This is a genomic window from Melioribacter sulfuriphilus, assembly GCF_051488685.1.
Classification (GTDB): domain Bacteria; phylum Bacteroidota; class Ignavibacteria; order Ignavibacteriales; family Melioribacteraceae; genus Melioribacter.
In genome coordinates this window covers 87,821-100,401 of sequence record NZ_JBPSEH010000003.1, presented here as the reverse complement: position 1 = coordinate 100,401, position 12,581 = coordinate 87,821, and the positions used below count along the sequence as shown (strand labels likewise).

Genomic DNA, 12,581 nt, shown 5'->3' with positions numbered 1-12,581 from the left:
AAGGACAATAAATAAGGGAGAATAATTATGAGCGACAAGGAAAAACCAATTGATGTGGATAAATTGCTTCAGAACAAACTCAAAGGAGTAAGCGTAAATACACTTGAAAATGCTATCGCAAAAGTTATAAGCGAGCTGGTTGGTGAAGATTATAAGTGTACCATCAGCGAAGTGAAATATACTCTTTTTAGTGGTGCCGATTTTCACGTCAAAGTGGAATTGACTTATAGCCCCAACGAATAAAAATCAATCGGATGCACGGATTTAATTGTAACCGTGCATCTTTTTTTCCCTTATTATTCCAGATTTCTATACAAAAGTAAAAATAGTCTGCTTCAATCGATAGGAAAAACTACTTAGCAATCGAATCTGTTCTTCTGCATGTGGGAGAGATTTCTTTACATTGATTTTTTAAGGATGTCAATTGTCATATCTATTTCGTCGCTCGTATTGTAAAAATGAGGTGAAAACCGGATTAGCCCTTGTCTAAGCGAACAGTGGATCTGATGTCTCGCAAGTTCTTCGAATATTTTTTCAGGATTGTCGACGATTATTGTGACTATACCAGCTCGGTTCCTTTCAGGAATATTTTTTAACATTGGCTCGAAGCCCGCTTCGGATAACTGTTCGATAAAATAGTTTGTGTTAGCGAGAATTCTTCTTTCGATGTTTGCGATTCCAAGTTGTGTAAAAATGTCGAGCATCGTATCGAATAATGCCACGCCAAGCGTATTGAGTGTGCCGTTTTGAAAACGGTCGGCATCTTTTTTTAGAATAAGGTTATAGTCCAATAAATTCCAGGCATCTTCAACCGAAGTCCAGCCTACGAATTTCTGATCAATTCTCTCTTGTAATTCTTCTGAAATAAAAAAATAGGCCAGACCTTCCATAGACATCAACCACTTCTGAGTGCCGCCAGTAAGAAAATCTACATTGAACTTTTGTACGTCAGTATCAATTGCTCCGACGCCCTGAATTGCATCTACGCAAAAAATAATTCCTTTATTACGACACAGTTTCCCGATTTCATCAATATTTGCTCTGTAACCGCTAAGAAATTGAACCGAGCTGATCGAAATTAATTTCGTTTTCGCGGTAATTGCTTGTTCGATGTCTTCGATGTCGACTATACCATTCCTGTTTTTAACAATTGTTAATTCAACGCCGTGCTTCTTAAGATTTAAGAAAGGATATACATTCGACGGGAATTCAAGATCGTTAAGAATTATTTGGTCGCCCGTTTTCCATGTTAATCCCTGTGCAAGAATATTGATACTATTGGAAACATTATCTGTCCATGCAATTCTGTTGCTTTTCGTGTTAAGGAGTTGCGCGAGTTTGGCTTTTGCAGAGGCGTTCCATTTCAAAAAAAATTTAAAGTTCTCGATTTTTTCACCGCTCCTCTGACGTGAATACAATTCCAATCTATCGAGCAAAGGCTTTGACCACGGGCCGAGAGCAGCATGATTGAAATAGATTTGTCCCGTTTTTATATGTGGGAAGAGATTTCTGATTTCATTTATTTCCATAATTTTTTCCGTACTATTTAAAAATTTTCGTTTTCAATTCGATAATAAATCAGAGATTCGGGAATTGAAAAGTGAACAAGTTATTAGAATTAGCCGTAGCATTTTACGGAGTTTTGATACCGAAGAGATATAAGGAGAAGTTCTGTAGATTGGTGATTGAATATCTCGACGAACGTTACTCCGTTGAAACTGCAATCGGAATGGCCTTGAGAAAATTGAAACTGAATTGAAATAAAGGGCTAGTTGACCCATAGTTATTGAAAGCCCCGCAGTGCGGGGCTGATTGTATTAATTTTTGTTTTTATCTAAAATTTCTTCTATCATGTCGATTACTTTGTTCATCTTTGCCATTGTAAGATCGAATGCTTCAGAAGAAAGTGGATCGATACCTGCCTTTCTTATCAAATCAATTGGATATTCCGAGCTACCACCTTTCAATATATGGTAAAATTTATCTACTGCGGGCTGCCCTTCTTTAACAATTTTCTCGGCAAAAGCTGTGGCATAAATTAAAGATGTAGAATATTGATAAACATAATATGTGTAATGTACAAAATGGGGAATGTATGCCCATTCGTAAGCAACATAAGGGTCAACAATGCAAATTCCTTTGTCGTTGCCGTAATACTTTTTTACAATGTTATAATAAATTTCGCTCAAATCGTCGCCTGTGAGAGGCGCGCCGTTTTCGATTCGTTTATGGATTTCCCATTCAAATTCGGCAAAGGAGGTCTGTCTGAATATTGTCGTTCTGAGCAAATCGAGATAAGAGCCCAAAAGATAAAGTTTCTCTTCGTCTGATTTAACATTATTTACCATATAATTATTGAGCAGAGTTTCGTTTATTGTCGAAGCAATCTCTGCGACGAATATCGAATACTGAGAGTTTACAAATGGTTGATGTTTATTTGAGAAATAGCTGTGCATTGTATGACCCAGTTCGTGAGCCAGTGTCGATACAGATTCATAATCATCTGTCCAGTTCATAAGTATGTAAGGGTGATAATCGTATGCAGCACCAGATGAATAAGCACCACTTCGTTTTCCTTTATTCGGAATGAAATCGATCCATCTTTCTTTAAATGCTTTTTCTACCGTCCCGACGTATTCTTTGCCCATAGGTCTGAAAACGTCGAGCAACAATTTTTGGCCTTCTTCTACGGTGAATTTAAACTCAACTGATTTTACAAGAGGAGTGTAGAGATCATAATAATGAAGAGTGTCGACTCCAAGCATTCTTTTTTTTAATTTAAGAAAACGATGGAGTGTTGGTAGATTTTTATGAATCTGTTCAATTAAGTTTTCATAAACAGAAACTGGGATATTATTAACATTGAGAGAACTCTCCAGGACAGAATTATATTTTCTGTTTTTTGCATAGAAATAATCGGCTTTTAGCTTACCGACCAGATTTGCGCCGATGGTGTTGCGGAATTTTTTATAGTTTTCGAATGTCGATTGCATTACCAATTGACGGTCAGCTCGGTTTTCGACACCTCGATATTTAGTATAGTTTGCTGAGGTCAATTCAACTTCCTCGCCAGTGGAAAGTTTTATGATGGCATTCGGTTTTTCAGCATTGTCGAATATGCTGTAGACTTCGCCTGGGGTTGAAGTAATTAAACCGGCACTTGCCAGAATAGCCTCTTCATTTTCGGAGAGAGTATGATCTTCGAGACGAAGTATATCCAGTAGATAGAATTTGAATTCATCCAGTTCCTTTTTTTCATCAAGGAAGCGCTCGATTTTTTCCCGTCCCACTTTCAAAATTTCCGGATTTATGAATGAAGTGACTTCAGAGAATTTAGTGCCGAGCGTAGTTGCTTTTTGATTAAGTGCCTGGTTTGAACTTATTCTAAGGTCTTCGTCTGCAAGCCTGAAGGCGTAATCGGAAAGTTTGTAATAATCCTTCAGCAGATTAAAATAAGTTTTTAACGCATTGTATAAAACATCGGCGTTTTTTCCAAGCATCCCTTTGTACTGTGAAAATTTTTCAATCTCCTTCTCGAGCCGATCGTGTTCCATAGTCCACTCTTCGGCGCTTTTGTAAAGTATGGAATTATCCCATTTGTATTTATCAGGCACTTCGTTTCTTTCGAGCACCTGCGATTTACCACTTTGGAACATAGCAAAGACCATAAATAATGTTAGAAAAAATTTGGGTTGCATAATAGTAATCCTTGATTAATTTTTCAAAACTATTCTCCTTTACGTGCTCTGAGAGCATCCCAGGTCATATAAATACTAATTAATAAAAACATAATAATAGCGAGTAGTTCAGCTGAATGCGATTCCTGCCAGTTATGATTGACCCAGTTATAACCGACATATCTGAGTATTGCGCTCAAGACTCCGAAAAGTGCACCGCCTGCAATGAAGCCGGATGCAATTAAAGTTCCTCTTTCGCGACGTGAGCTGTTTAAATTTTCGTCTTTACTGCGAGTCGATACGAAATGAGCAATCAAGCCTCCTGCGAGTAATGGTGTGTTCAATTCGAGAGGAATATACATTCCGAGAGCAAAAGGAAGTGCTGGAATTTTTATCATTGTAAGGATTAGTGCCAGAAATGCGCCTGCAAGATAAAGAAGCCAGGGTGCAGGCTGATTGGACATCAAAGGTTTGATAACGGCAGCCATTGCATTTGCCTGCGGTGCTACAAGAGCATTTTCTCCAGTAAATCCGTATGTTTCATTTAATACCATTATTATCCATGCTACTGTAGCTGCAGAAAATACGGTACCAACAAATTTCCATTTTTCCTGTTTGTAAGGCGTCGAACCAAGCCAGTAACCGATCTTAAGGTCTGTAATAAATGCTCCAGCTTGTGAAAGCGCTGTACAAACTACACCGCCTATTATTAGTGCAGATACCATTCCTGAAGTACCTGTAAGTCCAACCGATACAAGTACTACAGAAGAAAGGATCAATGTCATCAAGGTCATTCCTGAAACAGGATTGGTTCCAACAATTGCGATTGCAGTTGCCGCAACGGTTGTAAATAAGAAAGATATAATTAGCACAATTAAGAGACCAATAAGAGCATGTAAAAGATTGTTGACTATACCAAATAAAAAGAAAATAAAAATTAAAATTGCTGTAATAAATATACCGACGAAAATTATTTTCATCGGTAAATCTCTTTGTGTACGTTCTTTATTCTCATTTACTTTTTTGCCAAATAATTCCTGAAAACCGAGCGTGAAAGCTTTTTTAATAATTCCAGAGGAGCGGATTATTCCGATAAATCCTGCCATAGCAATACCGCCAATACCAATATGACGTACGTAACTTCTGAAAATTTGTTCAGCTGTCATATCTTTAATTAGAAAATTTATATTAACACCGATAGGCGTGGTAATATAATCTCCAAAGTATGCAATGATGGGAATGATAACGAACCATGAAAGGAAGGAACCGGCGGTAATCAACGAAGAATATTTAAGCCCGATTATGTATCCAAGTCCGAGAATAGCTGAACTCACATTCAATCTAAATTCGAGTTTAATTTTGTCGGCTATCGACTGACCGACAGGAATTACCTTTGTAGTAAAGATTTCGCGCCACCAACCGAAGGTTGCAACAACGAAATCGTAGATACCTCCGATTAAACCAGCAGTAACAAGTACTATTGCATGTTTGCCACCTTTTTCGCCGGCAACCAGAACCTCTGTTGTAGCAGTGGCTTCGGGAAATGGAAATTTGCCGTGCATTTCCGAAACAAAATATTTTCTGAAAGGAATAAGAAAAAGAATTCCAAGAAAGCCTCCCAGAGCCGATGCAAGAAATATTTTAAAAAATTCAGCTTCAAGGTTAAGAATATAGAGAGCTGGAATAGTAAAAATTGCACCAGCCACAATTGTACCGGACGTAGCACCTATCGATTGAATAATTACATTTTGTCCAAGAGCACCTTTCTTTTTCAATGTAGCTGAGAGACCAACAGCAAGGATTGCAATTGGTATTGCTGTTTCGAAAACTTGACCAATTTTTAATCCAAGATAAGCTGCTGCTGCAGTAAAAATTATTGCCATAATTATTCCGGTAATGACCGTGTAAGGTGTTACCTCCGGATATTCTTTATCCGCAAGCATAACCGGAATATATTTTTCGCCGGGTTGTAGCTCCCTGTAGGCGTTTGACGGGAGACCTTTTGTATTGTGAGTCTCGTTCATGCAACACTCCTATTTTGTTAGGATTTGTATTGTGTATCAAAAGTTATTGTTTAACTTGCTATAATCCAGTTCCGAGCCTAAAGTGCTGTGTGGTATGAGATAAACGATAAACATCAACAATGCAGCTCCAATGACCCATTTCTCCGATGCAGGTGATTTTTTCAATTTCAGAAAAGCAACAATCCAGCCGACCATTGCCACGAGAGTTTTATTATCCGTTAAATCGTAGCCAAAAGGTAAACCCGTCCAGAACTCTCCGAAAGCGTAATATTGCATTAGAGGTCCGAGTATAAAACCTCCGACAAACAAAAGGAGTATTGTGGCGAGCGTGTAATATTTCAAATTGCCATTTTTGACAAATGCTTCCAATCCCGTTCGCACACCAAATAACATCGCTAAAAACATAATTATTATATGTGGAATAAGAATGATTGAGGGAACATCACCTTTAAAACGAATCACTATTGTTTTGTCGGGTGGAAGATAAATGGTATTCCCATTATTGCGAAGTAGGATATAATATTCGAGTTTGCCTGCGGGAGGTTGCTTGGGCAAGGAAGCTGTCAAGATTGAGTCGCCACTCATTTCAATCTTATAGTATTCTTTGTCGAATTTGTACCTCCGCCAGAAAACCATCCCTTTAATCTTAGCTCCTTTTGTATCGATTGAAATTTGATAATCATTTTCTGAACTGTGGCTTCTGAGTAATTTGTATTCAATTATTCTGTTCGCAAACTCAATTTGGTTTTTGTAAGGATAGGTTGGCCCGGTCATTCGTTGATAAACTGCAGATGATAATGTTATCAAAAAAGCAATAATCCAGAAAAGTAATTTCTTTGATTTTGTCATATCTGTTTTTTTAATAATAAACGCAACTTATGAAATCTATCAGATTTAACCAAAGAAAGAGGTTCGATACAAAGTTATTTACGAGCCAGGCATTTATTATTCTTGTTGTTGTACCTCTTAAAATATTTACACCATACGGCCAATTCTTTTCTGCAGGCACCGATTGCCTCCGGATTTGTAAAATCGGCATACTTACACGTGTAATCGCAAAATAAGGGGAAATCGTGTAACTCTGCATTATTTTTCTTTTTTGCCATAGTATCTTCTGTTTATTAAATGAATTATAATAAAGTTTGTTATTTTTGAATAGAATAATAAATGGAAAAATAACGAATGTTCAATAGAAATCAATTTTTAAAAGATTCTTTGCAGGAAAGTGCCGAAACAAAATTAAATATAGAAAAAGAATGTGCAGAAGATATATTCAAAGCAGTCGATTTGATTAAAGAAGCGTATCTCTCCGGTAAGAAAGTATTGTTATGCGGTAACGGGGGCAGTGCTGCCGACAGCCAGCATATTGCAACTGAATTAATGGTAAGACTTAGTCACCATATCGAAAGACCTGCATTGCCGGCAATTGCTTTAACTACCGATTCTTCTAATTTAACTGCGGGTGGTAACGATATTGGATTTGAAAACATTTTTGCACGAAATGTCGAAGGACTTGGCAACCAAGGAGATATTCTAATAGCAATTTCGACGAGTGGCAATTCGGTCAATGTTATAAAAGCTGTAGAAAAAGGGAAAGAAAAAGGCTTGAAGTCGATCGGAATGCTCGGTGGTAACGGAGGTAAATTGTATTCGATGGTTGACGTAGCAATAGTTGTTCCATCAAAAAATGTACAAAGAATCCAGGAAGGACATATAACAATCGCACACATAATCTGTGAGATAGTGGAAAATGAATTGTTTGGATAACAAGATTATTCGAGTGGTTCTCCCTGGTTAAAAAACTGTTCTCGAATAAGATTACCTTCTTCATCGTATGTAAATGCTTTGCCATTAATCAGATTATCTTTGTATGTAATAAAGTCTGCAAGCTTACCATTGGGATGATAATATTTTGAAATTCCTTGTCGCAAACCATTCTGGAAAAATTCTTCGGCTTTGATATTCCCGTTTTTATAGAAAGTTTTTACGTAGCCGGAAAGTTTGTCGTTTTTATAAAACATAATGCTTTTTACTTTGCCGCTTGGATAAAATGTTTTAGCCTCGCCTTCCCGCATGCCATTCACATAATTAATCTCAGCAATTTTAATTCCGTCTTCGTTAAAAAGTGTTGCCAGGCCGTTTTTCATTCCAAAGTTAAATTTTGCTATCTCTTTCAATATTCCGCCGTCATAATAGAAACGTGCTTCGCCTTCTGCTTGACCATTATTATAATGGATTTCTTCTTTGACGAACCCAGTATCGTAATAACGAACAATATTACCGTCAAGTTTGCCTTCTTTGAAGTGCAGGGTAGCCCTTAAAGTACCATTATCATAATAATCTGAAAAGCTCTCTTCAACTTTGTCGAATTTCCCACCTACGTCATATCTTTCACGTTTTACTATCTGACCATTGACATAAGTGTCGATAACTTTTATAGAACCGTCTGGATAATAAAAATATGAGTTGCCGTCGAGTAGGTCGTTTTTGTAGTTAGCCTCGAGAGCAACCACGCCGAAGTCGTAATAAACCCGGCTTATTCCCTCGAGCTTGTCGTCTACATAATTTCTTTCGACTTCGAGTTGACCATTTTCATAAAATATTTTTGAAACGCCGTTTAATTTTCCATTTCGGTAACTCCAGATGCCCTGAATGGCTCCGCTCTTGTAATAAGTTTTACTGAATCCTTCTAATTTATCGTTTACATAATTTGGCTCTGCCCATAGTTCGCCTGATTCGTAGTACCATCTGGATACACCTTCAAGTTTGCCATTAACATAATTCCATTCCATACTCTTTGTGCCGTCTTCGAAATACCAGACAGAAATCCCTTCTTCGAGGCCGTTTTTGAAATTCCACTCTTTCCATAGTTGACCGTTTTCATAATATTCACGGTAAATGCCCTCTTTTTTCCCGTCGACATAATAACCTTCGGATTTAACCTGTCCGTTTTTATAATATTCTTTTCTAAGTTCCGGTTTCGATTGAGCTAATAATATTATCGGAAGAATGAGGAAGAATATTATTTTTATTAACTTATATTTCATTATCATAGTTAAATTTATCGGGACAAATATAAAGCTAATAAAATCAAATGGGTATTCGATATGCACAAATTCAAACAGACAATTCGCTTTTATGACTCTGACCCAGCCGGAGTTTTATTCTACGGGAATCTGCACAGATATTTGCATGCCGCATACGAGGATTTTTTAGTGAGCAACGAACTGAAGAAATATTTTACAGGTAATGAAATTCTTCTACCTGTAATTCATTCAGAAGCAGATTTTTATAAGCCTTTAATACCGTTTGATGCCGTAACGATTAATGTAACGGTAACGAAATTAAGGGATTCTTCTTATGAAATTAGTTATGAAGTTTTTAATGAGAAGGAAGAACTTGTAGCGACAGGACGTACAGTTCACATTGCCGTCGACACGAATTTTAAAAAAATGAAAATTCCAGATGACCTTAGAAAAGTGCTGAAGTTACATTTGATTCAATAGTTTTAATAATTTTTTCAAATTTATTTTTCCCATTTCATTGCGGGGAATTTCGGAGAGGAAATAAAATTTCTTGGGGATTTTAAAAGACGAAAGGAACGTTCTTAAATCGTCTTTAATTTTTGTTTCATTAATTTCAAAATTTTTTTTAATAACGACAACGGCTGAAATTCGTTTGCCCCATTTTTGATCACTTTCTGCAAATACATACGCATCTTTGATATATTCGAGTGCTAAGAGTGCAGTTAAAACTTCTCGTGAGCTTACGTTTTCGCCGCCTGTGATTATTATATCATCGCGACGTGCTTCAACGTAAAGAAATCCGTCTTTGTCAATAAATCCCCAATCGCCAGTACGGAAATATTTTCCAGTACGATAAATTTCCTCAGGGTATTTCGTGCCAATAAAATTAGAAAGTGAATTAACGTAAATTTCTCCAGACTCACCAGCTGGTAACTCTTTATCGCCTTGCATTATTACAATTTCGCAGCCGGGCATTGGCTTACCGGATGAAGCGATTTTATCTCTATGTTTTCTGATTTCCAGTGCTGTAACCATTGAGCATGTTTCGGTGGACCCATAAACCTTCACGGTGTTCCAGCCTGCGTCGAGAGCTCTGCTTAGTAATTCAAATTCGGCAGGCGCACCACCGAGAAAAATTGTTTTGGCAACCGGTCGGAAATTTTCGTCAATTAGAATTTTCAATTGAGTTGGTACCAGCGATAAAAAATCGAAACTCTCTTCCTTCAGTATTTTTTTCACCGATTCAAAAGAAGGATCCTGAAGCAACTTAATTTTGTGACGCAAAATAAGTGACCGGCAGAAAATCATAAATCCACCGATGTGATAAAAAGGTAACGAAGCCAACCAGCGGGATTCTTCAGCTGGATCGAAAAACTCTGAAAAAGATAGAACACTTTTGTAAATAGTGTCGAACGTATGGACAATCCCTTTCGGCATTCCACTGCTTCCCGAAGTCAACATAATAACAGCAACTCGAGATGAATTGAACTGATGTGCTATCGATTCTTCGCCTGCATTATTGAGAAACAAAGACTCTACTTCGATTGAAGGAATATCAATTTCCAACAGTTCAACATTGCTATCGTGCAATAATATGTCGGGTTTTATCTTCTTTAATAACTCATTCAATTCATTTGGAGTAAGCCGGTAATTAAGTGGAATTACTGCAGCACCCGAAAGCCACAGTGCATTCACAATTATAAAAAAATTAAATTGGTTTTTTATTAACAATCCAACCGTAGAATCCGATTTAATACCACAGGTTTGTAAAGACCGAAGAATTTTTGTAACCGTCTCATAAATTTCTGTATATGTATAGTTCCGGTCTTCATATTCTACTGCAACAGATGATGGAAAATTTTGAACTGCAGATAAAAGCCAGTGATTGTTATTTTCAATCAATATAATTCTTCCAGTTAGTTTCTATTGATCTAAATACTTCTTCAAAATTTTTATCAAGAGCTGAAAAATCAAATTCAATTTTACCTTTTTTAATTGGGAACGGATCGTAGAACGATGTTTCGAGCATATCATAAACATCAAGGCCATGCACTGATTCGGGCATCGTAAAAGAGGCAATAAATGTCAAAACGGATTTGCCCAGAGTTGTTTCAAAAGCCGACGAGATTACGGTTTGTTTATTTAGCTTTCGTGCATAATTAATTAAGTCGATAGTTTTAAAGATGCCGAAACGGATAGACGGTTTAACGACAATATGTTTGATGTCGTAATTCTGTAAAATGTCTAATGTTTCGTTAAAGTCGGGCAAAGTTTGGTCGAGTGCTATGTGCACTTTACTATTGTTTGCTAATTTTAAGTTGTCATCTAAACTGCACGTAGGATCTTCGATATATTCGATATTAAATTTTTCTAATGAAGGCAGGCGGTCTAAAGCTGCATTGTAGTCCCATTTACCGTTGACATCGAGGCGCAGAATAATCTTCTCACCATAAAGAGAGCTTATGCTTTTTAATAATTTCAAATCGTCATTAAAATTGTCTCTGCCTGCTTTGATTTTAATTACGGAGTAATCTGCGTTTACTTTTGTGGCAATTTTTTTCAGTGCAGCGTCAATATCGGTTAAATCGATAATGGCATTCACGTTAAGAGTGCGTAATTCTGTTAATGGCCTATAATAAAGATTCTTTTTCTTTAGAAGATAAAATAGCAGCGCTTGCTCTAATCCGAAACGAAGCGAATCTTCAATTTTCATTGTTTTTATATATTCGATACAATCTGCAGGATTTTCGGGCAGATCGCTAAGCAATGAGACTAATTCATTAATAATATTCTGCGGATTGGAATCAGAAGCTAAATTTACTTCTCCATAAGGGAAATAATGTTTGTCAATTTCGAATTTAATTATAAGAAATTCTTTTTGATTGAAGTTGGTAGTGGCATTTGAAAAAGTGTTTTTAAACTTGAGGGTAAATTTAAAATATTTATCGATGCCAATTTTCATAACAGTATACCAGCCGCAAATAGTATTCCGTAAATTGCAGAGAGTTTTGCGGTAAGTTCAAGAGTACGATTTAGTTCTTTTCCCTTTAACGTGAATATCATCCTGATTAATTTAATTGACAAGGGCAGGCTTAACAGAGGTAAAAATACTGTAAGAGTATTTTTATAAGTAAAGTATACAACAAACAAGACTGTATACGATAGAATCATAAAGAAGATGTATTGATATCGAGTAAATTTTTCGCCCATTAATACGGCCAATGTATTTTTGCCATTCAATCGGTCTTCTTCTCTATCGCGGTAATTATTTACTACAAGAATGTTGGTAATTAATGCTCCAACAGGGACAGAAGCCCAGAAAGCAAGTGGGGAAATCCGACCTGTTTGGACATAATATGTTCCTGTAGTTCCGATGAAACCAAAAAACAGAAACACTGCTATATCGCCCAAACCATTATAAGCAAGGGGGAGTGGTCCAGCAGTATAAGCGATTCCAGCTATTATGGAAATAATTCCAATAACCAGAATTAACCAGCCTCCGAGATATACAAGATATAATCCCATAATAAAACTGAGTCCAAATGTAAATGCAACAGCGAGTTTCATCTCTTTGACGGAAATTAATCCAGATGCTACCGCTCTTTGTGGACCTGTTCTTTCTTTTTTATCGGTGCCATGTAAATAATCGTAAAGGTCGTTTGCGAAGTTGGTACCTATTTGAATCAAGATTGAACATAAAAGGGCAAAAAGAGCTGCCACAGGATTAAACATGCCGTCGTAAACGGCTATTGAGGTACCTACAATAACGGGTACTACAGCAGCCGGTAAAGTTTTCGGTCTACTGGCAAGTATCCACGCATCGATTTTGGAAATAGTAGTGGAATTGCTCATAG

At 36.9% G+C, this 12,581-nt stretch carries 13 protein-coding genes; 4 read left to right on the top strand and 9 right to left on the bottom strand.

Annotated elements, in window-relative coordinates; all coding sequences use genetic code 11:
* Positions 1-27: 27 nt before the first annotated feature.
* Positions 28-243, top strand: a complete 216-nt coding sequence (locus tag ACSSV9_RS05530) for a hypothetical protein (protein ID WP_437346244.1) — start codon at positions 28-30, stop codon at positions 241-243.
* A gap of 155 nt (positions 244-398) precedes the next feature.
* Here the strand turns inward: ACSSV9_RS05530 and ACSSV9_RS05525 are convergent, their stop codons facing one another.
* Positions 399-1,529, bottom strand: coding sequence for an aminotransferase class V-fold PLP-dependent enzyme (locus ACSSV9_RS05525; protein WP_437346243.1), 1,131 nt, complete (start codon positions 1,527-1,529; stop codon positions 399-401).
* 71 nt (positions 1,530-1,600) lie between these two features.
* Between ACSSV9_RS05525 and ACSSV9_RS05520 the strand changes: the two genes are divergently transcribed.
* Complete coding sequence (locus tag ACSSV9_RS05520; RefSeq protein ID WP_437346242.1) at positions 1,601-1,759, top strand: hypothetical protein; 159 nt, start codon at positions 1,601-1,603, stop codon at positions 1,757-1,759.
* Between the two features lie 58 nt (positions 1,760-1,817).
* On the opposite strand, the gene pepF is transcribed toward ACSSV9_RS05520, so the two are convergent.
* The 4 genes from pepF to ACSSV9_RS05500 form a co-directional block, all read right to left on the bottom strand.
* Positions 1,818-3,698, bottom strand: a complete 1,881-nt coding sequence (pepF, locus tag ACSSV9_RS05515) for an oligoendopeptidase F (protein WP_437346241.1) — start codon at positions 3,696-3,698, stop codon at positions 1,818-1,820.
* Between the two features lie 29 nt (positions 3,699-3,727).
* A complete protein-coding gene (locus ACSSV9_RS05510; protein WP_437346240.1) occupies positions 3,728-5,701 on the bottom strand; it encodes an OPT family oligopeptide transporter in 1,974 nt (657 codons plus the stop codon).
* A gap of 36 nt (positions 5,702-5,737) precedes the next feature.
* Positions 5,738-6,550, bottom strand: coding sequence for a hypothetical protein (locus tag ACSSV9_RS05505; RefSeq protein WP_437346239.1), 813 nt, complete (start codon positions 6,548-6,550; stop codon positions 5,738-5,740).
* A gap of 74 nt (positions 6,551-6,624) precedes the next feature.
* A complete protein-coding gene (locus ACSSV9_RS05500) occupies positions 6,625-6,807 on the bottom strand; it encodes a hypothetical protein (protein ID WP_437346238.1) in 183 nt (60 codons plus the stop codon).
* 76 nt (positions 6,808-6,883) lie between these two features.
* On the opposite strand from ACSSV9_RS05500, the gene ACSSV9_RS05495 reads away from it, so the two are divergent.
* Positions 6,884-7,468: a D-sedoheptulose-7-phosphate isomerase gene (locus ACSSV9_RS05495; protein ID WP_437346237.1), complete on the top strand. Its 585-nt coding sequence runs from the start codon at positions 6,884-6,886 to the stop codon at positions 7,466-7,468.
* A gap of 5 nt (positions 7,469-7,473) precedes the next feature.
* On the opposite strand, the gene ACSSV9_RS05490 is transcribed toward ACSSV9_RS05495, so the two are convergent.
* Complete coding sequence (locus tag ACSSV9_RS05490) at positions 7,474-8,748, bottom strand: toxin-antitoxin system YwqK family antitoxin (RefSeq protein ID WP_437346236.1); 1,275 nt, start codon at positions 8,746-8,748, stop codon at positions 7,474-7,476.
* A 60-nt stretch (positions 8,749-8,808) separates the two neighbouring features.
* Here ACSSV9_RS05490 and ACSSV9_RS05485 point away from each other — a divergent pair, with 60 nt between their 5' ends.
* Positions 8,809-9,207, top strand: coding sequence for an acyl-CoA thioesterase (locus ACSSV9_RS05485; RefSeq protein WP_437346235.1), 399 nt, complete (start codon positions 8,809-8,811; stop codon positions 9,205-9,207).
* On the opposite strand, the gene menE is transcribed toward ACSSV9_RS05485, so the two are convergent.
* From menE to ACSSV9_RS05470, 3 genes are read right to left on the bottom strand one after another with little or no spacing between them, the layout of a single operon-like run.
* Complete coding sequence (gene menE, locus ACSSV9_RS05480) at positions 9,190-10,629, bottom strand: o-succinylbenzoate--CoA ligase (protein WP_437346234.1); 1,440 nt, start codon at positions 10,627-10,629, stop codon at positions 9,190-9,192. The genes ACSSV9_RS05485 and menE overlap by 18 nt on opposite strands.
* Positions 10,622-11,689: an enolase C-terminal domain-like protein gene (locus tag ACSSV9_RS05475; protein ID WP_437346233.1), complete on the bottom strand. Its 1,068-nt coding sequence runs from the start codon at positions 11,687-11,689 to the stop codon at positions 10,622-10,624. The genes menE and ACSSV9_RS05475 overlap by 8 nt, the downstream gene beginning before the upstream one ends.
* Positions 11,686-12,579, bottom strand: coding sequence for a 1,4-dihydroxy-2-naphthoate polyprenyltransferase (locus tag ACSSV9_RS05470; protein ID WP_437346232.1), 894 nt, complete (start codon positions 12,577-12,579; stop codon positions 11,686-11,688). Before ACSSV9_RS05470 ends, ACSSV9_RS05475 begins: the two co-directional genes overlap by 4 nt.
* Positions 12,580-12,581: the final 2 nt, after the last annotated feature.

Bases quoted from the DNA above. Each gene is read 5' to 3' on its own strand.
- ACSSV9_RS05510 (WP_437346240.1), bottom strand. From the start codon at position 5,701: ATGAACGAGACTCACAATACAAAAGGTCTCCCGTCAAACGCCTACAGG.
- ACSSV9_RS05500 (WP_437346238.1), bottom strand. From the start codon at position 6,807: ATGGCAAAAAAGAAAAATAATGCAGAGTTACACGATTTCCCCTTATTT.
- ACSSV9_RS05475 (WP_437346233.1), bottom strand. From the start codon at position 11,689: ATGAAAATTGGCATCGATAAATATTTTAAATTTACCCTCAAGTTTAAA.
- ACSSV9_RS05485 (WP_437346235.1), top strand. From the start codon at position 8,809: ATGCACAAATTCAAACAGACAATTCGCTTTTATGACTCTGACCCAGCC.
- ACSSV9_RS05490 (WP_437346236.1), bottom strand. From the start codon at position 8,748: ATGAAATATAAGTTAATAAAAATAATATTCTTCCTCATTCTTCCGATA.
- pepF (WP_437346241.1), bottom strand. From the start codon at position 3,698: ATGCAACCCAAATTTTTTCTAACATTATTTATGGTCTTTGCTATGTTC.
- ACSSV9_RS05530 (WP_437346244.1), top strand. From the start codon at position 28: ATGAGCGACAAGGAAAAACCAATTGATGTGGATAAATTGCTTCAGAAC.
- ACSSV9_RS05505 (WP_437346239.1), bottom strand. From the start codon at position 6,550: ATGACAAAATCAAAGAAATTACTTTTCTGGATTATTGCTTTTTTGATA.
- ACSSV9_RS05525 (WP_437346243.1), bottom strand. From the start codon at position 1,529: ATGGAAATAAATGAAATCAGAAATCTCTTCCCACATATAAAAACGGGA.
- ACSSV9_RS05470 (WP_437346232.1), bottom strand. From the start codon at position 12,579: ATGAGCAATTCCACTACTATTTCCAAAATCGATGCGTGGATACTTGCC.
- ACSSV9_RS05495 (WP_437346237.1), top strand. From the start codon at position 6,884: ATGTTCAATAGAAATCAATTTTTAAAAGATTCTTTGCAGGAAAGTGCC.